Below are 21,568 nucleotides of genomic sequence, written 5' to 3'. Positions count from 1 at the left end.
TTCTCCTTTTCTTAGCGCGGTACGATCTTCAGCGTCGCCGCGCGTGCGGTTGGCGTAAGCACGGGAGGAACCCACTGGGCCTCGTGCTGGTATTTCGTCTCGTAGATTGGGCCGAGCGCGTCGTTGATTGCGGGGTCGGTTTCCACCACAAAATCCACATCCTTCTCGACGCCGCCGGCCCAGATGCGGCCCGTGTGTTGTTCCTGCGTACCACGGAACCAGCCGGCCCTTGTGCCCTTGACCGAGCGGACGTACAAGCCGTCGCCGTGGCGCACCACCCAGATCGTCACCGGCTTGCGGAGTGTTCCATCCCGCTGCAACCCGGCGATCTCTAGCTCTTCCGCCTCGCCGATAGCCGAAAGTTCATCAGCTGTCCAGCTCTTCATGTCCCCTCCTCACAGTGCAGAATGCAAGCGGATTTGCGCCCGCTATAAAATAAAAGTCCAGGCGAATGACAGCATTACTTTTGAAGCCTCCGCATATCGGTGCTATTATACGTGCCGTGAGCTGCTATGCGGTAGAATAATTTTCCAGCATTCTTGAATGTTCCTGCAGGATCTGCGGAAGGCATATGTGTATGAACGAAGCAATTGTGAGTCCGGCGGCGAACCCCGCCCAGCCCGCACGCGAGCAGCAACAGGCCGAAGCGAACCGTGAGGAGCTGGCCGAGCGGCTGGCGCGGGCGATCCGCCACGACGGGGCGGTTGAGCCGCTGGAAGGGGTGCGCTTGCGGCGCTCGTCTGCGCCGACCGAGCTGGGCTATGGGGTGTCGTTCCCGTCGTTCTGCGTGATTGCGCAGGGCAGCAAGGAGCTTGTGCTGGGCGACAATACCTACCGCTACAACCCGGCGCACTACCTGATCGCCACTACCGCGCTGCCAATCGCCAGCCGGATCAGCGAGGCGTCGGCGGAACGACCGTACCTGGGCTTTGTGCTCAATCTCGACCCGGCGCTGGTTGGCTCGGTGCTGCTGGAAACCGGCGATGTCGTGCCGCCGGGCCATTCCACCGTCACCGCGATTGATGTGAGCGCGCTCGACGCTGGCTTGCTCGACGCAGTGCTGCGGCTGGTGCGGCTGGTCGAAACCCCGGCCGAGGCGCGTTTCCTTGCCCCGCTGATCAAGCGCGAGATCGCCTACCGCCTGCTGATCGGCGCGCAGGGCGACCGGCTCGGGCAGGTTGTGGCGGTGGCGGGCAGTACGCACCGCATTGCCGGGGCAGTCGAGCGCCTGCGCAACGAGTTCGACCAGCCGCTGCGCGTGGAGGAAATGGCGCGCGATCTGGGCATGAGTGTGTCGGGCTTTCACCACCACTTCCGCACGCTCACCGCGATGAGCCCCTTGCAGTTTCAGAAGCAGCTGCGCTTGCAGGAAGCGCGCCGCCTGATGCTTGGCGAAGGGATGGATGCGGCAAGCGCGGGCTACCGCGTGGGCTATGGCGACGCCTCGCACTTCACGCGCGAGTACAAACGCCTGTTTGGCGCGCCGCCCATGCGCGATGTCGAGCATGTGCGCGAAGGCGCACGGGAAAGCGTGGGCCAGGGTTCGGTGTAGTGGGCGGCGCGCTTACTCGCCCATGCGGCCATTGGCGCGCAGGGTTTGCAGCGCGCCCAGCGTCACCCAGCCGCGCCATTCCAGCTCGCAGCCCGGGCTGATCGGCGGCCAGGTAATCGTCCAGCCGCCATCGGCCTGCTGCCCGGCCAGCAGCACGTCGAGGTTGGCCTGAATCGTCGCCTCGTCGAACAGGTGCCGCAGCGGGTGATCGGGCGTTGGTGCCCAGTCGAGCGGCTTGCGCACATAGTCGGTCGAATCGATGGCTGCAACCAACTCCGAATCCCGCAGCTCTTCCCCCAGGCGTTTCAGCTCACGCTCGGCGCGCGCCCGCTCGGGCACATAGCGCAGAAACGTGATGGCCACGCCCATGTCGTGCATTTCGCGTGGGTGCAGCGCGGCGATGCGGTCCCAGCAGAAGGCAGTTGCGGGCGCGAGCCACGGGTGCGCAAACCCAAGCTTGTGCAGCAGCCCGGCTAGCGCGGCGGTGGGGTTCAGCGCGGCGGGCGGGTTGTCGCCGGTTTCCCACCAGGGCGCGTGCGGGTAAAGCTGCGCCGTAGGCAGCACAAACGGTACGCCGCCCTTGGCCGTCGTAATAGTCGCAAGAAAATCGCAGGCGCGCCCGATCATCGCGGCGTCGGCCCCAACGGCGTCGAGAATTTCGAGTGCGTGCTGAACCGGCACGGTCTGGCTGTCGGGGCAGCGGATGTCCGGCTCTAATGCATTCCCAAAGCCGCCGTCCTCGTTCTGGTAGGCGCGCAGTGCCGCAAGCACATCCTCGCGCGAGCCGCCCCGGAAATGGTACGCGAACAGCCGCCGCTCCAGCAGCCGCGCGTTGTTCCAGATGAAAGTTTCCGCGCTGGTGAGTACAGATGCCATATACAATCCCTTCGTTCAGAGCTGTGCAAAGGAAAGTATAGCGCCTGATTGGTGACAGCAGCACGTCACCATGCGCGGGCAGGGCGGCGGATTTTAGCGCAGCGTCTCTGGTAGGCCCAGCTCAGCCAGCAGCGCTTCGAGCGGGCGGTTGCTGGCAGCGTGTTCGAGATGCATTGCCTCGGGTTCGGCAAACTGGGCGCGCGCAGCCTGAAGGAGAGTGGATGCAACGCGCTGCGCTTCGTCGCTGCTCGCTGGGTCGGCCAGCACGCCGGCGGCGAGTTTGAGCGCCAGCGCGTGCTCGCCCGCATGGGCGGCGCATGCGGCAATGCCAAGTATGGCGCGGCTTGCTTCGACTGACGATTGGAGGCGCAGCGCCACCGCTAACGCTTCGTTGAACATGCGCCGCGCATCGTTCCATGCGCCAGATTGCCACAGCGCCTCGCCGAGATCGTTGAGCACTGGCACATATTCCCAGTTACCAATGTTGCGCAGTTGTGGCAGCGCCTCGCGGAAAAAGTAGATCGCCGTTTTGGGATCCCCTTGCTGAAATGCCGCGCGACCAAGATAGCGCAGAGTTACTGCCGCGCTATAATGATCGTCGGTGGCGTGGCTCAGAGCCAGGCTTTCGCGCAGGAGGCGTTCAGCTTCCTGCATCTTGCCACGCGCCATCAGCGTTCGGCAGCAGAAGGTGATGCACCAGATCAGGCCGTGCGGGTTGCCGATAGCGCGCCAATCGGCCAGCGCGGCCCGAAACAAACGCTCAGCTTCTTCGCCGTGCCCTTCAGCAAAGGCACAATCGCTGGCCAGCACCAGGTACATCGCGCGTATGTGGATGTCGCCTGTTGCTGGCGTCAGCTCGCGGCTGCGCTTGAGTAGCTGGCGCGTTTCTTCGTAGTTTCTGCCCCACAATGCTGCCGACATCTGGTACTGTAGCGTGCGGCCCAGCCCGATCAAATCGCCCGCAGCGGAAAGCAGCGCCTCACTTTCCGCCAGCGCCGCGTGCGATTCGGCGTATGCGCCGTGGCGAATCGCCAGGTAGCCATAATGGCCGAGCATGCGCCCGAGTGCTTGGGCAGGGTTCGGGCCTGCGCTGTGCCGAAGTTTCTCGACGGCCTGAGCGAAAACGGTCGCGCCTTCCCCAAACCAGCCGCGAAATTCATAGAACCACTGCAAGGTTTCGGCGGCACGCTCCACCAGGTCGTGCTGGCTGTGCTCGGCCGCCCAGCGCCAGGCGGCGCGGACGTTATCGATCTCAGCGACAATTTCCGCCACTGCCGGGGCCTGTTCGGGACCTTTGATGCGCGCTTCGTGTTCGGCCACATGCTCAAGATAGTATGCCGCGTGCTGGTCCCGCGCACTGTCCCATCCATCGGCCTGTTCGCGCAATTGGGCCTCGGCGTACTGGCGAATCACTTCGTGCAGCGCATATTGCCCGCCTGAAACGCGGCGCAGCAGCGATTTGTCGACCAGGTTGGCCAGCGCAGGCAGGCTTGCGCCAGCCACACGCGCCGCCGCCTCGCGCATGAAGCTGCCCTGAAATACCGCCAATTGGCCCAGCACCGCTTGCTCCTCGGCATCGAGCAGTTGCCACGAGTGATCGACCACGGCGCGCAGCGAGTGGTGGCGTGCTGGCAGATTGCGCGCCGCCAGCGACACCGCATCGAGGCCACGGCCAAGCTCCTGCACAATTTCATCCAGGGTCAACAGGCGAATCCATGCCGCGGCCAGCTCGATCCCTAGCGGCAGACCATCGACAAGGCGGCAGATCGTGGCGATCGTCGGATGTTGTGCTGGCGTGAGCCGGAATGAGCGGTCAGCGCGCTGAGCGTGTTCAACAAAGAGCATGACGGCTGATCCTGGGTCGCCGCCTCTGGCGGTGTTGGGCGCTTCAACCGCCAGACCTCCCAGCTCTAGCACCCATTCACCAGCCAGTCGTAGCCGTTCGCGTGAGGTAACCAGCAAGGTTGTCGCGGGCGTGAATTGGAGGATGTCTTCAAGCAGGCGGTAACTTGTGCTGCTGGGGCCGAGCAAGTGTTCAAGATTATCGAGCACGAGCAAAATATGCCGGTCGCGCAGGCGTGCCAGCAGTTGCGCGCGCAAGTTGTCGCTGCCCGCGAAGGCAATACCGAGCGCGTCGGCGATCGCCGGCACAATCAGTTCGGGGTCAGTCACCGGCGCAAGCGACACAAAGGCCACGCCGTCAGCGAAACCCCCGATCGCGCGCGCCGTCTCGATCGCCAGCCGCGTTTTGCCCACCCCGCCCAGCCCCAGCAGCGTGACCAGCCGGCAGTCGTCGCGGCCAAGCAGCGCGGCCAGTTCCGCCTGTTCTGCATCGCGCCCCACAAACGGCGTCAGGTAGCTTGGCAAGCCGGGCGATGGGGTTGGCGGGCGGGTGGGTGGCGGCGCAGGCGTGGCGTTTTCTTCCGGTTCGGCCACGGCGCGCGCGGCGTGCATCCAGGCTGTTTGTTCTTCGGGATCGAGCTGGAGCGCCTGGGCAAGCCGCAAGGCCAATTGAAGCGATGGGCGGCGCTGGCCGCTTTCGATCTTGCGGATGGTCTGGCCGGCGTAGGAAACCAGCTCGCCCAGTTCGTCTTGCGTCAGGCCGCGCTCAACCCGCCGCCGCTTGAGCCATGTGCGAAAGGTCGCGGAATCAGCCATTGGTTTCTCACCACATAGTGCCAGGCCACGCGCATGTACCGCTGGAGTACCGCCATTGTACCGCATGCGGAACTTCTGCACATGCGCGCTGCGTGGTTCAATAGCACCATTACGACGGCCGGCCACAAGCAAGCGGAGAAACGCAATGAACACGCTCGATACGCCGAACACTCCACTGCTCGACCCGGCCGCGCTGGCACAGTTGCAGCGCCGAATGCATGGCGAGCTGCTCACGCCCGATCAGGAAGCCTATGCAGTGGCGTTGCGTGCGCATACCGAGCGCTACAATCCGCGCCCCGCACTCATCGCTCGCTGCCTGACGGTTCACGACGTTGTGCTTGCAATCATCTTCGCGCGCGAGCGGAAACTGGCGGTCGCAACGCGCGCGGGCGACCGGAGCGAAGGGGCGATACTGCTCGACCTTTCGCCAATGCGCCAGATCGTGATCGACCCGCTGCAGCGCATTGCGCGCGTGCAGCCCGGTGCCAGCGCCGACGAATTCGCGCAAGCCGCGACGGCCTGTGGCTTGGCGTGCGGCACCGTGCTGGCGCTCGAAATCGCCACCGCCGAGGGCGTGATTGTCACGGCCAGCGCGGGAGATCACGCCTCCCTGTTTAATGCCGAGCGCGACGGCAGCATTGTCACGGCAACAACCTATCAGCTTCGCCCGCTCGACGGCGGATAAACCCAGCATAGCAGGCTTTCTTCATTCTACGCATTCTACGCAAAAGGAGACAACCCCAATGGATATCGCAATGACCACGGCCCAGACCAAGGGCCGCAAACGGCTCAACAGCCTCAGCACGATCGTGGTTGGCGCACTCGTCGGCTTTGCGCTGATGTACATCTACCTACAAGCGGTGCTGATCGGCCACGTCGAAATGCCGCTGCCGGTGTTTTCGGTTCTTTCGCTGGTGCTGGCCGCGCTGGTTGCCGGCAAGCCGTTTGGTGGCTGGCGCTGGGCGCCGCTGCTGGGCGCGGTCTGGGGCGTGTTTCTGCTGCTGGGGAAGATCGACCTGGTAGTGTATGAGCTGGCGCACCCTGAAAACACGCACCAGTTCGCCTGGCTGCTCGGAATGATCGCGCTGGTGCTGGTGGCCCTGTTTGCGGGCATTGGCGCGACGGTGCAGAACTATCGGCGGCCAGACGCACAGCAACTCCCAGCCCTTGCTCCGTGGGCCTTCACGCTGCTGGCCGGCCTGCTTGTCGGCGCGGTTGCGGTTGCGGCCATCCCACACAGCGCAAGCGGAGCGCAGATCAGCCCCTCGGTGCTGCAGCAGTTTCGGGCCGTGCTGATCAGTGATTTCAATGGCGGCACAATTCGGGTGAAAGCGAGTGAGCTTGCTGGTCTGCGCCTGGAAAATACCGACGCGGCCGGCCACAGCTTCGACGTAGACGAGCTGGACGTACATGTGGCGATGCCGGGCAACAGCACCAGCGCAGCCGTGTTCAGCGCCGCAACGCCCGGCAGCTATACGTTTTACTGCTTGCCACACTACGACAAAACGACCGGTCAGGGCATGCACGGCACGCTGATTGTCGAACCGTAGTCGCCTTCGGCGCAGGGGCTAGGGATTAGGGGGTGGGGGTTAGGAAGGCTCGAATATAACTCCTGCCCCAATTTAAAAGCCTTTTATCTATCTGCGTAATCTGTGTAATCTGTGGATGATTTATTCAATCCTGACTTCTACTATAAGGAGATACAGACAATGATCACCGAAACGCACGACGTTGCCGCCACGCTGGTGCAGCAGCTTGAGGGCGCCTGGAACGCAGCCGATGGCGAGCAGTTTGGCAGCGCGTTCGCCGAAGACGCCGAGTTTGTAACTATTCGCGGCGAACTGCACCGCACGCGCCAGGCGATTGCCGCCGGCCACCAGCAGATTTTCAACACGATCTACCGGGGCAGCACGCTTCAGTACGAAATGCTCGACAGCCGCGCCATTGCCGACGGCGTGATAGTTGCCCACATCGCAAGCACACTCAGCACGCCCGAAGGGCCACTGGCCGGCACGCATCACGCACTCGCGACCATTGTGGTCGTTCGGGGCGCAGAAGATTGGCGCATCGCTGTGTTCCATAATACGCTGCAACGCTAGTTCTATCCGCGACAGCCAACAAAAATGAGCGAGAGGCGAAAAGCCCCTCGCTCGTTTTGTTATTTATGTTAAAACGCCTAGCGATAGCGGCGGCGGCGATACGCCGGCCGGCGAATAACGCTCAAGATCGCCAGCAGGATGATCGCGCCCAGGATCGACCAGACAATCTCAATTGTGAAACCATCGATCGTTACCGGCAGTACCGAAGGCAAACCGATCTTCGGGGCGACCCACGAGCCAATAAAGGCACCCAGGAAGCCGATCGCCACCGACGCCAGGAAGCCGCCCGGGCTGTAGCCTACCAACGCCTCCGCAATACCGCCACAAATCGCGCCAACCAGGATGAGCAACAGCAATCCTACTAACGTCATGGTTTTGCTCCTTCAGTGAGAATATGCACTCCTGTACCTCACTAAAGCAGAAACCGTGCCACGCTATGCGCCCGCGCGCGCTGCTGCCTCCATGAGCTTCTGGATGCGCTCGACCATGCTGGCCGGGTTGGGGTGCAAGCCTTCCAGCAGCAGCGCGCTGTCGTAGATCTGCTCCATCAGCACGGCATTGAGCGCGTCGCCGGGCTGCTGCTCAAGTCGCCGCGCCAGGTCGGCAATCAGCGCGTGGCCGCGATTCAGCTCGATCATGCGCGCGGGAGTCTTGAAATCGCGCTCAAGCATGCGCTGGATGCGCTCCATCTCGCGGTTCGGCGCGTCGTCGGGCGAAACCAGCCGCGCCGGGCTGCTGCGCAGCACGTTCGAGGCGCGCACCGAGGTGATGCGCTCGCCAAGCTGCTCTTTGAAGGCGCTCACCAGCGTGGCGAACTGCTCATCGCTGACGTTCACCTCATTCGGCTTGGCCTCGCCCGGCAGCGTCAGGTTCGGGTCGTCGACATTGCGCAGCTTGTGGCCCTCGTAGTCGCGCAGACCGTTGAGCATAAAGCCATCCATCATGTCGACAAACAGCAGCGCTTCCAGGCCGCGCTCGTGCAGGGCTTCGAGGTGCGGGCTGTGGCGCACGCTTTCGAGGTCGCTGCCCATCACGTAGTAAATGTCGTCCTGCCCGTCGATCATGCGGCTCTTATACTCGGCCAGCGAGGTCAGCCCCTCGCCCGAGGCGGTGCTGTGGAAGCGCAGCAGCGGCAGCAGGTCGGCGCGCGCGGCATACTCCACGGCGATGCCTTCTTTCAGGAACACGCCAAACTCTTTCCAGAAGGCGGCGTACTTCTCGGCATCTTTCTCGGCCAGCTCGCCCAGCTCTTTGGTCATGCGGCCGGTCAGCGTCTTCTTGATGCGCGCCAGCACCGGGTTGCTCTGCACCATCTCGCGCGAGACGTTCAGCGGCAGGTCTTCGCTGTCCACCACGCCCTCAACAAAACGATAGTGGTTGGGCAGCAGGTCTTTGGCTTCTTCCTGAATGAGTACCTTGCGCGAGTAGAGCTTGATCTTGCCCTCGACGCGCCGCTCGATCATGCCGCGCTCGCGCTTGGCCGGCACAAACAGGATGCTGTGCAGATCGACCGGCGCGTCGGTGGAGAGGTGAATGTGCATCAGCGGCTCATCGAAGTCCATCGTCAGCTGGCGGTAGAACTCGGGGTACTTTTCGGCCTCGACATTGCGCGGGGCCTGCCGCCACAGCGCGGTTTGCTGGTTGGCGCGTTCGTCGCCCACGTACACCGGCCAGGCCACAAAATCCGAATGCTTCTTGATCACCTGCTGGAGCTTCCACGACTGCGCAAAGTCGGTGGCGTCGTCTTTCAGCTTGAGGATGATCGTGGTGCCGCGCTCGGCTTTCTCGGCCGGCTCAATTGTGAAGGTATCGCCGCCGGTGGCAATCCATTTCGCGGCTTCGGCGTCGGGGCGGTGCGAGCGCGAAATCACGGTGACTTCGTCGGCCACCACAAAGGCCGAGTAGAAGCCCACGCCGAACTGGCCAATGATCTGGCCGCGCTGGCCGGCTTCGAGCCGCTCCATCAGCGCGCGCGCGCCCGATTGCGCAATCGTGCCCAGGTTCTCGATCAGCTCTTCGCGGGTCATGCCAATGCCCGTGTCGGTGATCGTCACGGTTTTGGCGTCGGCGTCGCCGCTGACATGAATCGCCAGCTCGGCCTCGGGGTCGAGCACGTTCTGGTTGGTCAGCATTTCGAACTGCACGCGGTACAGCGCGTCCGAGGCGTTCGAGATCAGCTCGCGCAGGAAGATTTCGCGGTCGGTGTAAAGCGAATGTGCAAGAATATGCAGCAGCTGCTTGACCTCGGCACGGAACGGCACGGGCGTTGGCTCAGAAGCGGGATGCTCAACTGGTTCAGTGGTCATGTCCACACACCTCCATTGGATATTAGCAGACTCCTTGAGACAGTGCTAATAATAGCGAAGAATGGGCGCTTCGGCAAGTTAGCGTTGTGTTAACATGCCCCGCCGAGCGGCGGGCGGCAATTGCGGCAAGCCGATGCCACGCGCTACAGCAGGTCGTCGTCGTCGGGGGGGGCGTCGTCGAGCTTGCGCACAAGGTTCAGCATTGGGTCGATCGTCAGCTCGCCCAGGTCGGGGAAGGCGACGGTGAGCAGCTCGCGGCCATCTTCGACGCGGCTTTCGCGCACTTCGCCGTCGCCGTAGGGCAGGCAGAACACGCGGTCGCCAGCCGCAAAGCGCTGCGCCACCGTGAATGCTTCGGACTGCTGGCGGCGCGGGGCCGGGCGCGGCGATGGCGCCTGCTGGGCTTCGCGCTGCTGACGCTGGCGGCGCAGCCGGGCGATCAGCGCCTGGGCGTCGGGCGCGGCTTCTTCCGGCTCGGGTTCGGGCGCGGGCCGTTGTGCGGCCGGTGGCGGCGCTGGCTCGGGCGCGGGCCGTTGTGCGGCTGGCGGCGGCGCTGGCTCGGGCGCGGGCCGTGACGCGGCTGGTGGCGGTGCGGGCGGCTCGTTCTCTTCCCACATCGGCACCGAGCGTGGCGCGGGCGCATTGCGGCGCGGCGCGGGCGGCTCGGCTGGCTTGGCGGGCGGGCGCGCAGGCGCAGCGGACTGGCTCGGTGGCGTCGCTTCGCTGGCGCGTGGCGCGCGGCGCGGGATGATGATCTGCGGCGGTTCCAGCACTGGCGGCTCGGGCGCGCGTGGCTCGGGCGCGCGCGGCTCGGGCATGGGCGGCTCGGGCGCGGGCACGAACTCCACGCGCGCGGGCGGGCGCTGCGGCTCTTCGGCGCGGCGGCGCGGCGCGGGGGCGGCGGCTGGCTCGGCGGCGGGCGTGCGGCCCAGCAGAAGCAGCAGCCAATCCATATCGGCGCGGCTGAGCGGCTCCAGCAGCGGGTCGGTGCGGCAGGCCAGCGCCACGTCGTAAGCCAGCGGCAGCAGCTCTTCAGCGTGCGCAAAGACCCAGCCCGAAAGACCATTGCCGCCCGGCTGCGCATCAATGATATACAGCCGGCGCGTGGCCGGGTCGTAGCAGGGCACCACATCAGTCAGCTCGGCTAGCGCGCGCATTTGCAGCGCCGCCGCAAGGCTCCAGCCAATAAACTGGCCCTGCATCTGCAAATCGGTGCCAAGCGCAAACCAGCAGGCCGGCGCAGCCCAGCGCGTGCTGAGCGGCGCACTCAGCGCCAGGTCGGCCGGCGCGCCGTTGCTGCTAGCCTCGCGGTAGCCATAGATTTCTTCATCCACCACCACCCGGCCCCAGGACAGCTCGCGCCCGCCAACCATGCTGCGCGACTCACGCGTGTCGCGCACAGCGACGGTGCTGCGCCGCAGTGGGTAGGTGCGCCGGCCATTTGTTTCCAGCCGCAGCGTCACCGCGCCCAGGTCGTCGTCGCGCGCAACCACGCGCAGCCCGCCAACTCCCGGTGGCAGCGCGGCATTCGGGAAGGCCCAGCGCTCGTACATCTCGGGCTCGATGCTGCCCAGCACCTGAGCCTGCTCGTTGCGCGCAAGCAGCGCCCCGCCGGTGGACGAGCGCACGCTCCATTCGGCGTAGGGGTCGCCAGCGGCGTCGGTGGGCTTCCACGCCACCTCGGGGTCGGGCAGGTCGACCAGCTGCTCCTGCACCACCAGCCGCTCGACAATATCGAGCACGCCCCACGCGCCCGCCTCGGCCTCGGTGAGCGGCAGCTCGCTCGCGGCGCACAGGACATGCCGCGCCAGCACGTAGGCGTTGGCGGGCGGGGCAACCCAGGCGGTTGGCGGTGCGGCAATCGCGTCGTTGGGCTGGCGGGCCAGCGCCTGCTCGTGTGGCAGTTCGCCCAGCACCGCCACCACGGCCTGGCTACCCGAGCGCAGCATGCGGCGCAGCGCGCTATAGCCGCCCGGCACGCCCGCCGTAATTAACACCTGCGCGGGCAAAAGCTCGGGCCCAAACGTCACGCGTGGCAAGTCGCCAATGATCGGCGCGAGCAGCGGGCGATCGAGCGGGCGGCAGACAATATGCACCTGGTAGCCCTGGCGCTGAAACGTCGTGGCCAGCTCGGTGATTTCGCGCCGCCAGCCATTACCACCGCGCCACAGCGCCAGCGCGGCCGGCGCGCGCGGCCCGTCGTCGGCCGGCACGATGCGCCACGGCTGGCCAAGCAAGCCAGACAGCGCGGCATCGGCGTCGCTCACATCTTGCAGCGCGGCCAGAATGCCGGGGTGCCGCCCGCTGTGCTCGGCGGCCACGCGCTGCGCGCGGAACAGCAGATCGGCCAGCTGCGCCGCCGCCACGCCATTGAACTGCTGCAGCTCGGGCAGCAGCACCGCATTCATGCGCGACCAGAAGCTGCTCCAGCCGCGGTCGTGGTGGCGCAGCAGGCGCGAATGGAGCGCGGCGGGCGCGGCAATCACCACCTGCGCGGTGGTGTCGGGGCGGCGGTTGGGTGCAAGCGGCAGGGCGTTCAGGTGCATGGCACGCGGCAGCGCCTGGTTGAGCTGCGCAATGCGCGCCCAGGTAGCCTGCACAGCCGCGTCGTCGGGCGGCACAATCAGCGCAGTGGCGTTGGGCGCGGCCAGCAACGTGGCGTAGAGCAGCAGAAACGCCGTGAGCGACACATCGGCGCTGGCTGCGCGCAAGGCAACCGGTTCGCCGCGCCGCATCGTTGTGAGCGCGTGGGCCTGGTGCGGGCGAAATGGCTCGCCGGTGAGCGCAACCCACGCCTGCGCCAGCTCGGCATCGATCGGCAGGTGCGCGATCCGCTCGCCCCCGCTGCCATCGAACGGCACATACGAAAGCAGCGGCGTGATGTCGCCGCGCCCGCGCTGCCGGGCCATGGTTTGCAGGATCTCGTGGATGGTTTGCACGCCCGCCGCCTTCCGAACTGCGCCGCGCAGGGCATAGGAGCGCGGTTATTGTAGCACAGGCATGCCACTGGGGCAACGCGCGCTGGTACGCCAATGCCTGACAGCTTCTGACGCCGCGCCCTAGATAAAATTTTATTCATTTACGGGTGGGAATAATGGTGCTTCAAGACTTTTCTATGCATTGTAGTGGGGAAAATACCGCCAGCGAGTGGTTGGGTTGCTCTTGACGTGCCACGTATGATAAGCATAGACCTGCTTCCTTTTAGAAGAATAGCTTGTTTGGGCGCTGCACGCTGGTATATTCGTGTGCGGCATTCTGTACCCCTGGCACCTCGCTTTTTCTTGTGCTTTTTCGCAAGGTAGCATGCTGCACGCTCCTCGCTCTGCCGGATGTCGGCAGAAAACACCAAACGAACGAGGGAGAAGCTTGTATGGGGTCGAACGCCCACCGCACGCGCAGGCTGTTAAGCCTGGGATTGATCGCGCTCGTCATCCTGGCATTTCAGCCAGCCGCGCTTGCCCAGCGCCCAAGTGCTCTCGGCATTGGCGCAGCGCCACGAATTGACCCGCGCGCCAAAATTCATCCGAACTTGTGGAAGGATATGACTGCTGGCAACGGCAGCAATCTGCGCGCTGGCGCAGGCACGAACATTGCCTTTGTGGCGCGTGTACGCGCTGGAACCGACTTAAGCCGCTATGCCAGCAACGTGCTGGTGCGCCCGTTTGTCGATCCTTCCGGCAGCACTGTCGCCTATGGCCACGCCAGCGCGGCCGGCTTGCTCAAGCTCGCCTCATTCGACAATGTCCTCTACGTGCAGCGTCCCGAGTCGCTGATTACGCCGCCCGCGCCGCCCGACCCCGACGCGGCATCACTCAACAGCAAGATCGCCTTTAAGCTTCATGCACAGCCCAGTGCAGGGCCGGCCCCCGATGGCTGGTACGACACTGGCAAGCAGATCCATGGCTCGAAAGAAGCCTGGAAGAAGGGCTATACCGGTGCGGGCGTGCGCCTGATGGTGAATGATTCCGGCGCGGATTACTGCCAGGCCGATCTGTATGGCACCTGGGCGTATATCGACGACAAAAGCTCGCCTTACTATGGCCTGCCCGAAATGTTCGACTCGATCTCAAGCTTTCTGGCCGTGCGCGACGCAGTTCTGGGCGAAACGAATATTCGCGACGGCTTTGCCGACTACGCCGACACCTCCACTGAAGTGAGCGGCAGCAGCACCAACTTCCAGCCAATTGGCGCATTCGAGCCGCACACCTACACGCTGCCGCCCGGCAGCAAAAGCGGCGTGTACCATATCGGCTCGCACCCCGACAACACCCTTGCCGCCAATGCCGAAGTATTGAGCGCCTTCTTTGGCGATGGCAGCGCAGCGTTTGGCGAGCGCGCCGCCGTGCTGGTGGTCGATTCGCACAAGGCCGGCGTGTACGATCGCGTCTATGTCGATTTGAACTACAACTTCGATTTCACCGACGACCGCCCGGCTACGCTCGATCGCAAGTTCCGCCGCCACGAGGTCGCCTGCCTCGACTACAACAACGACAACCTGTTCGACATCTCGGGCGGGCTGGTCTACTTCATCTCCGATGGCGCGAACGCCGTGCCAACGATGGATTGGTACTGGGGCATTCCCGGCAGCACCTACGGCCCCGGCGACCTGGTGGCTTTCCATGTACAGGACGCCTTTGCCAGCCCCGCCGGCGACCACGGCATGGGCTGTACCTCCGTGGCGGTGGGCCAGGGCCGCGTGCGTGGCTCCGTCTATTACGGCCCGTCTGGCCCGCCACAGGCCGGCGGCAAGGGCCTGGTGGTCGGTCCGGGCAAGGATGTGCTTTCGACGCAGAACGGCGATTTTTATAGCACGCCATTCATCGAAGACGCCTATATCTTCGCTGGCCTGGGCTACGATGGCGCGGCCGGCACCAGCGACGATGTGCAGATCGTCAGCAATTCGTGGGGCAATAGCGACACCGACAACGACGGCTGGGATGGCGACTCGCGCCTGATCGATTTGATCAACCGCACGCTCGCGCCCAACACTGCTATTCTGTTCGCTACCGGCAATGGTGCGGCGGGCTACGGCACCGCAACCGCGCCCAAGCCAGCTAGCGGCATCGGCATCGGCGCATCGACCTTGTATGATGAAATTGGTATTTTTGAGCCGATTGCCTCGGCCCGGCAGATCGTCGGCGGCGACCCGATGTCGTGGTCGGATCGCGGGCCGGGCGCAAGCGTCAACGTTGGCGTGGATGCGATTGCCACCGGCGCGTTTGGCGTAGGCTCGGTAGCACTGAACGAGGTTGGCGACGGCGCTGTTTCCACCGCCTTTTTTGGCGGCACCTCAATGGCCACGCCAGTTGCGGCCGGCAACCTGGCGCTGATGGTGGATGCCTGGAAGCAGCGCACTGGCAGCTGGCCCAGCTTCGACCAGGCGCGCGCCCTGCTGATGGGCACCGCCCGCAACACCAACCACGATGTATGGACGCAGGGCGCGGGCCTGGTGAATGCCGACGAAGGCACCGACGTGGCTGGCGGCCGCTCGGGCGCGTATGCCACGCCGGTGGAGTGGGCGCCGGGCAGCTATCGCGGCAAGGAATACCCGGCCTTCGCCAATATCATTGCGCCGGGCGCGAGCGACCGCCAGACCTTTACGCTGTGGAACAGCGGTGACAAGCCGCTGAAGGTGCGCCTGGATGCGCGCCAGCTCCAGCAGATCGGCACGCACGACTATTCCTTCACCTCGCTCGACGCGTCGCTCGACCACGGCGATTTCCTGAACCCCGACTATGTGGTGCGTATCGACCAGGACATCCCACCCGGCACGGACCTGCTGCAGGTGCGCGAAGCCTACCCCTACGACCAGTTCAACCCCAGCGGCACGCTCGACTTCGACACGCAATTTAACAACTGGAGCATCCACCTGCTGAACTGGACCGACCTGAACAAGGATGGCGCGTTCTGGCACGATACCAACAGCAATGGCAAGGTTGACGTAACGACTGATGCAGACGGCGCAGTGACAGGTTCGGAAATGGATGACCTGGAGTTTGTGCGCTTCACCTATGGCGACAACACCGGCCCAACGCAGCAAGCGCGCATTGGTAACCCGCTCCAGCGCAAGGCCAGCGGCATTCTGCTATCGTTCCGCCACTCGTCGCGGCCCGAAACGGTGCCGCATACCGATCTCAAGGTTGAAGCATCATTCTGGCAGCAGAAGCCGTGGTCGTGGATCGACATGGATCATAGCAACCTGACGATTCCGGCGCATGGCAAGGCCACGTTCCGCGCAACCATGCGCGTGCCGGCTGGTGCGCCCTATGGCATGTACGAAGGCTCGATAGTTGCCAGCTATCGCGGCCACAAAGGCAACGAAGAGATCGTCATCCCGATTTCGACGGCGGTGGCAGCTGCCGGCACGCGCTTCGATTTTGGCGCGCAGCCGCAACCTGCCGCCCCACAGCTGTACGATAATAGCGCGCTGTTCGGATACACCGACTACGACTGGCGCAACGAGTCGGGCGACTGGCGCTTCTTCTGGGCGGATGTGCGCGCCAGCGACCTGCCCGCCAATGCGTCGCCGTACTTGCTGGTCGACAACCGCTGGAAGGGCGCGAACTCCGACATCGACACCCTGGTGATGGGGCCGAGCGAAGACTGCTTCAGCAACGGCGTGGCTTGCCCGCTGACTGTTGACGGCTTCCCTGGCGATCCATCGATCTATGGCCCTTACACGCTGGCACCGATTGGCGGCAGCCCGAACACCTACGTTGGCAGCGGACGCTGGGGGTACCAGACATCGTCGGGCGGGCCGCGCGAGCTGATTGCCACGCCAGCCAGGGAAGGCCTGCACGGCATTTTCCTGCATCAGGTGCGCGTAGATGGCGCGGAGCTGGACGAACGCTTCCAGGGTCAGGCCGGCCTGGCGACGCTCAGCCCGGCCAATCTCAGCGGCAGTGGCAGCGGTTCGGCCAGCATCACCCTGCACAGCGATCTCGCGCTCGATGGCTTCAGCGGCGCGGGCTTTGGCCTGAGCCAGCCTGCCATCAGCAATGAAACAGCCCAGCAGGACGACCCGAACGACCCCGCAACCTCGTCGGTGATAAAGACCATCACGCTGGCGCACGCCGCCGAGCTGAATGTCAGCACTGCCGGGCCAGAAGGGGTCGATATTGACCTGTATGTGCTCGACCCGTTTGGTAATCTGGCGGCGGCGTCGACCTCCTCCACCGCGAACGAGAGTGTATCGATCCCGCAGCCCATCGATGGAGAATACACGATCCTGGTGCACGGCTGGAGCGTGCCGGGCGGCAGCGCACCTTTCACGCTCACAATCGACGCTATTCAGGGTACGAATGTGAGCCTGAGCGGCTTGCCCAGCAGCATCCCGGCGGGCGGCTCGGCCACGGTGACGGTGGCGTGGGATGCCAGCGGCAAGCCCGCCGGCACCTACAAGGGCGTCGTATTCTTTGGGCCGGCCATCGCGCCAGCGCTCTTCCGCGTGCCGATTGAGGTCACGGTGCCGTAAGGGTGCCTGGATTTTGGCACCAACGGTGGGTGGCCTGAGCTGCCCACCGTTGCTCATTAGCGCGGCTCGTGATTTGAAAAGCTGAAATGTTCTATCGATGGCTAGAAGAAGGATGTTTTATGATACAGCGCGAGTAATTGGAATAATTACTCTGGAAAATATGTTATTTCATACAACATACAACAGGCAAGCTTCCAGGAAGCTCATCTGGTTACCAGATTAAAGCAAAACTGGCTTGAGCTTTCTGGAAGCTGAGTGCAAGGAAATTTCATTTCCAAAGGGATAATACGCTTCATAGCAATGAATGCACTTCTTTGGCTGTGTGGCACCTCTTTCAGTATGTAAGAGTGGTAATAATGAAAGGAGTGATTTCGCAATCGAAAGAGCCTGTCTACTGCGTTGTCTTGCTCATTCTTGTTCACAGGGTTTACTCAGCCGCACACAGGTGGATGATCTGCCTGCACACAATAACGAAATGGAGACGATGTATGCACCGAAAATGGCTCAGCATTCTTAGCGCCCTGATTCTGGCTGCTTTATTCGTCACACCGGCTTCGGCCCGCTCGCCCCACTTTGATACCCTCCAGCCCGGGCAGTTTGTGACGCTCAAACAAACTGTCCCAGTCAATCTTGTCTTTATTGGCTACAACGGCATCAAGCCCAGCCAGGTGCGCGCCGAACTGCCCAAAGGCTACGACCCGGCCGTGCGCTACCCATTGTTTTATGGCTTGAATGGGCGCGATATGGGGCTGCATTTCGATTTCAAGTACCGTTTTATTAATACCAACACCAGCTTCGAGAATACGTTTTTCAACTACCTGGCGCACGCCGGCTCCACCGGCCCGCTCACTACTTTCCAGCAGGCATACAACGATCAGGAAAAGAATGTGCTTGATGTGGCGCCGACCGTGCGGTACATCGATGGCCCTTCGGTGGAGAAGTGGCTGGAAAACCAGAGCAGCTCACTCAACATTGATCGTGACCATAGCTACACGGTGTACTTTATTAACTGGTATAGCCGCAAGGATTTCCAGTTCCATGTGTACACTAAAACCGACGAGCCAGATCCCGATACACATGTGAATTTCGGTGCCGACCGCGCCTCGCGCAAGATGATCGCATGGGGTGGGTCGTCGGGCCGAAGTTGGTTCTACGATCTTTCGGCAGGCCCCGAGGCCTGGAGCGGCAACTACGTTGTAGATACGACTGATCTCGATGCTAATGGTGTTGAAGATTACCGTATGCCGCCGATCTGGGAGTATAGCAAAAAAGGCTACCGCGACTTAAGCAAGCTGAATAGCGACCTTGGCAAAGTTGCGCGTTTTGTCGCGATTAACCTGCTCTTCACAAGCTCGCCCCTGTACGATCCACTCATCACTGCACCAGCGGCGGGTGGCAAGAAGGTCGTGTATATCAATATGTTTGAGGATGATCCCAACAGCAAAGGCACTGACTGGATTGACCGCAAGTACACGCTCGGTAAGCTGCGCGATTTCGAGCCATACTACAAATGGGATGTGCGCCTGAAGGATCGTCAGCTCGACGCCGGCGCAGAGCGCGCATTCCGTATTTTTGCCGGGGTGCTGGCAGAAGACGATTGCTGGACACAGTATGGGGATACTTTTGCCGAGTTGTTCTGCTATTTCGGTGCCAATCGCGATACATATGTGCCGAAGTTTAGCCCGAACGACTACGTTGGCGCAATTTATGGCTTCAATACAACCGATGAGAAAATGGGCGCGCAGGGCGGTTTGCTCGGATTTGCCGACGACAATTGGGCCGATGGCACGCAAAGCGACGTGTTCATGTTCGATACGCCAGGCGATCGTGAGGCTGGGTTCGGCTTTACTACCACTGCTATTCACGAATTCGGCCACCACATTGGCATGTCGCACCCACACGACGGCTATGATTCCGAGCTGGGTCTCGATTATGGCACACTTGACGAGTTCTACTACTCGTGGTCGGGTGACGAAAGCAATAGCGTCATGCAGTACATTGCAGTGAGCAATGGTTTTGGCCAGTTCGACCGCGATAATATGTACCGCTGGGAAACTGCTGGCTACTTAAACTGGTCGAATGCGGTGCTTGGCGATATTCAGGCAAGCGGCAAGGCCGACAAGGTGAAGGATTTGCTTGAGACGGCCGATCATCATGCGGGGGAGGCGATCAAAGCCTTTACCAGGTGGGATTATTTGCGTGCAGTATCACACGCGCGCGAAGCTTATGAAACGGTCGATCGCGCCGCGAAGAAATTGGGTATTGCCACCCCAACCCGCGACTCAGCGCTGCGCGCAATCCCTGGTGCAATCCCTGTTCACGAAGGCGACCCGATCCGCTTCCCAGATGATTAGTACTCTGGAAAATACGTTCTTTCATACAACGGGCAAGCTTCCAGGAGGCTTATCTGAGTATCAGATTGAAGCAAGACTGACCTCAGCTGCAGCAAGGCCTTGCATCAATTCCCTGCCCGCCGCAGGCGTAAAATCCGCCTGAACGAACGACCTTGCAAAAGAACAGCGCCGAGTAAAAGCTCAGCGCTGTTCTTTTGCTGTAAAGCTCTTCCAGTATGCCAGCTACCGGATTGGCCCAAGTGGCTTGGCGGGATTTGGGCAACGCACGATACGGCCAAACTCATCGCTGTGGTAAATGTACTGCACCCCTGCATGTGCCACGATGATCTCATAGCCAGGAATGCGCTCGGGTTCGAATACGCCTTTGCGTGCCACGCAGCCAAGCCCACGATCGGGCCAGATGCGGCTGTGCGTGGCGACAATCGCAAGCCTGTCGGCGGTAACCTGAAGCGAAGCGGCGAGATCGGCCTGCGCAAGTGCGGCAGTTTCGGCTGGTGAAAGCCGCGCCGCAGCGCCAGGCAAATGTGTTTCGGGCATTGGCGTGTTCTCCGGTAGGGTGGGCGCTTGTAAATCAGGCACAGCAATCGTTGCCGCAGCAGGCGAGCTGGTCGCGCCTGGCAGCGTTTGAGCAGGCGCGTACAAAGCTGCATCGCTGCCCCTTGTGCCGCAGCTCGTTAAGCTCAGGATCGCGCCCAAGCATAGCGCCGGCGCCAGGCGTCGATCGCTGGGCATAGTAGCAGGCTCCTTGCTGTGGGTCATCAACTATCTATACGACGCTGGCACCAGCCGATTTGTTCCCGCGCTCGGCTTGTTCGCGTTCTTCTAGCCCACCCGTAATCAGGCGCACGCCCCGGTCGTAGGTGAAGTAGTTGTAGACCCAGTTCGCCAGCACAATCACGCGGTTGCGGAAGCCGATCAGGTAGATGATGTGGATGAACAGCCAGCCCATCCACGCCAGCAGGCCGGTGAGCCGCACGCCAAAGGCGTCGAATACGGCAGCGCGCCGCCCGATTGTCGCCATCTGCCCCTTGTCGAAGTAGCGGAATTCGCGCAGCTCGGTGTTGCCGAGCTGTGCGAGGATGTTGCGCGCTGCCCGCCGGCCCTGCTGCATCGCCACCTGTGCGACCATCGGGTAGGCCTGGCCATCCTTGTACGTCTCCAGGTAGGCCATATCGCCCACCACAAACACCTCCGGGCGCTCGGCCAGGTTGAGCGTGGGCAGCACCTTCACGCGGGCGCTGCGCCCCTGCGCGACGCTCAGCGCGTCGGCCAGGGCGGCGGCGCGCACGCCTGCGGCCCAGACAACCGTGCTGGCGGCGAGCTGTTCGCCATTCTTAAAATGCACGGCGTCGGCATCGACCGTAGCGACGGCAGTGTTCAGCAGCACATCCACGCCCATTTTCTTCAGGCGCTTGCTGGCGCTGCGCTGCAAGCCCACCGGGAAGCTCGCCAGCACCCGGTCGGTCGCCTCGACCAGCACCACGCGCGCCTGCGACACGTCGAGCATCGGGTAGTCTTTGCGCAGCACGTGGCGAATCAGCTCGGCAAACGCGCCCGCCAGCTCGACGCCGGTGGGGCCGCCGCCAACCACCACAAAGGTCAGCAGCGCCGCGCGTTTGGCCGGGTCGGGCTCGGTGACGGCGCGCTCGAATGCGAACAGGACATGGTTGCGCAGCCGCTCGGCTTCGTCGATGTCCTTCATGCCATAGGTCGTTTCGGCCAGCCCGTTGTTGCCAAAGTAGTTGTTGGCGCTGCCCGCCGCGAGGATCAGGTAGTCGTAGGGCTCGGGCTGCGCGCTGGTGAGCACCTGCTTGCCGGCGAAATCGACGCCGGTAACCTCGGCCATGCGGAAGTGCGTGTTGGCGTATTTGCGCAGGATCGCCCGCGCCGGGTAGGCGATGGCTTCGGCTTCCAGGCCGGCGGTTGCCACCTGGTAGAGCAGCGGCCAGAAGCCGTGGTAGTTGTTGCGGTCGAGCACCAGCACGTCCACGTCGGCCTTGCTGAGCGCGCGCGCGGCGTGCAGGCCGCCAAAGCCCGCGCCAACGATCACGATGCGGGGGCGGCCGCTGCGCCTTGTGCTGGCAAGCGGGTTCGGCCGGGCCAGCTCGGTTGGGGTGGAAATTTGATCTATCGTCATGGCATGTGCCTTTTTGTTATAAGTATCACAATGTTTGTATTCTACGTGAAGATTATCACAAAGTCAATCGGGCGCAAGAACGATCCCCGCCGCAAAATGTCTGGCAGGTTGC

14 protein-coding genes are annotated in these 21,568 nt (G+C 63.1%); 6 read left to right on the top strand and 8 right to left on the bottom strand.

Translation table 11 applies throughout. The annotated features are described in order from the left end of the window. Positions 1–11 precede the first annotated feature (11 nt). A complete protein-coding gene (locus M1P90_RS11850; RefSeq protein ID WP_483702861.1) occupies positions 12–386 on the bottom strand; it encodes a DUF2255 family protein in 375 nt (124 codons plus the stop codon). A gap of 191 nt (positions 387–577) precedes the next feature. Between M1P90_RS11850 and M1P90_RS11845 the strand changes: the two genes are divergently transcribed. Continuing rightward, the gene (locus M1P90_RS11845) at positions 578–1,552 is read left to right on the top strand and encodes an AraC family transcriptional regulator (RefSeq protein ID WP_483702860.1); all 975 of its coding nucleotides are present in this window, start codon (positions 578–580) and stop codon (positions 1,550–1,552) included. A gap of 12 nt (positions 1,553–1,564) precedes the next feature. Here M1P90_RS11845 and M1P90_RS11840 read toward each other — a convergent pair whose 3' ends face one another. Both M1P90_RS11840 and M1P90_RS11835 read right to left on the bottom strand, forming a co-directional pair. Continuing rightward, positions 1,565–2,428: a hypothetical protein gene (locus tag M1P90_RS11840; protein ID WP_483702859.1), complete on the bottom strand. Its 864-nt coding sequence runs from the start codon at positions 2,426–2,428 to the stop codon at positions 1,565–1,567. A gap of 93 nt (positions 2,429–2,521) precedes the next feature. After that, positions 2,522–5,086 (bottom strand): ATP-binding protein, encoded by a 2,565-nt coding sequence (locus M1P90_RS11835; RefSeq protein ID WP_483702858.1) that lies wholly within the window; start codon positions 5,084–5,086, stop codon positions 2,522–2,524. A 145-nt stretch (positions 5,087–5,231) separates the two neighbouring features. Between M1P90_RS11835 and M1P90_RS11830 the strand changes: the two genes are divergently transcribed. From M1P90_RS11830 to M1P90_RS11820, 3 genes are all read left to right on the top strand, one after another. Then, a complete protein-coding gene (locus tag M1P90_RS11830; RefSeq protein ID WP_483702857.1) occupies positions 5,232–5,771 on the top strand; it encodes an FAD-binding oxidoreductase in 540 nt (179 codons plus the stop codon). Between the two features lie 58 nt (positions 5,772–5,829). Next, positions 5,830–6,636, top strand: a complete 807-nt coding sequence (locus M1P90_RS11825; RefSeq protein ID WP_483702856.1) for a cupredoxin domain-containing protein — start codon at positions 5,830–5,832, stop codon at positions 6,634–6,636. A 159-nt stretch (positions 6,637–6,795) separates the two neighbouring features. Then, positions 6,796–7,185, top strand: coding sequence for an SgcJ/EcaC family oxidoreductase (locus M1P90_RS11820; protein WP_483702855.1), 390 nt, complete (start codon positions 6,796–6,798; stop codon positions 7,183–7,185). 77 nt (positions 7,186–7,262) lie between these two features. Here the strand turns inward: M1P90_RS11820 and M1P90_RS11815 are convergent, their stop codons facing one another. The 3 genes from M1P90_RS11815 to M1P90_RS11805 all read right to left on the bottom strand — a co-directional run bounded on the left by M1P90_RS11815 (position 7,263) and on the right by M1P90_RS11805 (position 12,430). Then, a complete protein-coding gene (locus M1P90_RS11815; RefSeq protein WP_483702853.1) occupies positions 7,263–7,556 on the bottom strand; it encodes a GlsB/YeaQ/YmgE family stress response membrane protein in 294 nt (97 codons plus the stop codon). Positions 7,557–7,619: 63 nt separating this feature from the next. Beyond that, positions 7,620–9,491, bottom strand: coding sequence for a molecular chaperone HtpG (htpG, locus tag M1P90_RS11810; protein WP_483702852.1), 1,872 nt, complete (start codon positions 9,489–9,491; stop codon positions 7,620–7,622). 143 nt (positions 9,492–9,634) lie between these two features. Continuing rightward, a complete protein-coding gene (locus tag M1P90_RS11805; protein ID WP_483702850.1) occupies positions 9,635–12,430 on the bottom strand; it encodes a helicase in 2,796 nt (931 codons plus the stop codon). A gap of 431 nt (positions 12,431–12,861) precedes the next feature. On the opposite strand from M1P90_RS11805, the gene M1P90_RS11800 reads away from it, so the two are divergent. Next, positions 12,862–16,965, top strand: a complete 4,104-nt coding sequence (locus tag M1P90_RS11800) for a S8 family serine peptidase (RefSeq protein ID WP_483702849.1) — start codon at positions 12,862–12,864, stop codon at positions 16,963–16,965. Positions 16,966–17,453: 488 nt separating this feature from the next. Then, positions 17,454–19,319: a hypothetical protein gene (locus M1P90_RS11795; RefSeq protein WP_483702848.1), complete on the top strand. Its 1,866-nt coding sequence runs from the start codon at positions 17,454–17,456 to the stop codon at positions 19,317–19,319. Between the two features lie 222 nt (positions 19,320–19,541). Here M1P90_RS11795 and M1P90_RS11790 read toward each other — a convergent pair whose 3' ends face one another. Together M1P90_RS11790 and M1P90_RS11785 are read right to left on the bottom strand one after the other, a co-directional pair. Then, the gene (locus M1P90_RS11790) at positions 19,542–19,856 is read right to left on the bottom strand and encodes a hypothetical protein (protein ID WP_483702846.1); all 315 of its coding nucleotides are present in this window, start codon (positions 19,854–19,856) and stop codon (positions 19,542–19,544) included. 229 nt (positions 19,857–20,085) lie between these two features. Continuing rightward, positions 20,086–21,456 (bottom strand): NAD(P)/FAD-dependent oxidoreductase, encoded by a 1,371-nt coding sequence (locus M1P90_RS11785; RefSeq protein WP_483702845.1) that lies wholly within the window; start codon positions 21,454–21,456, stop codon positions 20,086–20,088. Between the last annotated feature and the right edge of the window lie 112 nt (positions 21,457–21,568).

The sequence above is a fragment of the Kouleothrix sp. 19917 genome (assembly GCF_057073505.1).
The sequence above is the reverse complement of the archived record's forward strand: the minus strand, read 5'-3'. Positions and strand labels throughout refer to the sequence as shown.

What these genes read in the sequence shown, in the direction of transcription:
- M1P90_RS11850 (WP_483702861.1), bottom strand. Translation starts at nt 386, where the DNA reads ATGAAGAGCTGGACAGCTGATGAACTTTCGGCTATCGGCGAGGCGGAA.
- M1P90_RS11845 (WP_483702860.1), top strand. Translation starts at nt 578, where the DNA reads ATGAACGAAGCAATTGTGAGTCCGGCGGCGAACCCCGCCCAGCCCGCA.
- M1P90_RS11840 (WP_483702859.1), bottom strand. Translation starts at nt 2,428, where the DNA reads ATGGCATCTGTACTCACCAGCGCGGAAACTTTCATCTGGAACAACGCG.
- M1P90_RS11835 (WP_483702858.1), bottom strand. Translation starts at nt 5,086, where the DNA reads ATGGCTGATTCCGCGACCTTTCGCACATGGCTCAAGCGGCGGCGGGTT.
- M1P90_RS11830 (WP_483702857.1), top strand. Translation starts at nt 5,232, where the DNA reads ATGAACACGCTCGATACGCCGAACACTCCACTGCTCGACCCGGCCGCG.
- M1P90_RS11825 (WP_483702856.1), top strand. Translation starts at nt 5,830, where the DNA reads ATGGATATCGCAATGACCACGGCCCAGACCAAGGGCCGCAAACGGCTC.
- M1P90_RS11820 (WP_483702855.1), top strand. Translation starts at nt 6,796, where the DNA reads ATGATCACCGAAACGCACGACGTTGCCGCCACGCTGGTGCAGCAGCTT.
- M1P90_RS11815 (WP_483702853.1), bottom strand. Translation starts at nt 7,556, where the DNA reads ATGACGTTAGTAGGATTGCTGTTGCTCATCCTGGTTGGCGCGATTTGT.
- htpG (WP_483702852.1), bottom strand. Translation starts at nt 9,491, where the DNA reads ATGACCACTGAACCAGTTGAGCATCCCGCTTCTGAGCCAACGCCCGTG.
- M1P90_RS11800 (WP_483702849.1), top strand. Translation starts at nt 12,862, where the DNA reads ATGGGGTCGAACGCCCACCGCACGCGCAGGCTGTTAAGCCTGGGATTG.
- M1P90_RS11795 (WP_483702848.1), top strand. Translation starts at nt 17,454, where the DNA reads ATGCACCGAAAATGGCTCAGCATTCTTAGCGCCCTGATTCTGGCTGCT.
- M1P90_RS11790 (WP_483702846.1), bottom strand. Translation starts at nt 19,856, where the DNA reads ATGCCCGAAACACATTTGCCTGGCGCTGCGGCGCGGCTTTCACCAGCC.
- M1P90_RS11785 (WP_483702845.1), bottom strand. Translation starts at nt 21,456, where the DNA reads ATGACGATAGATCAAATTTCCACCCCAACCGAGCTGGCCCGGCCGAAC.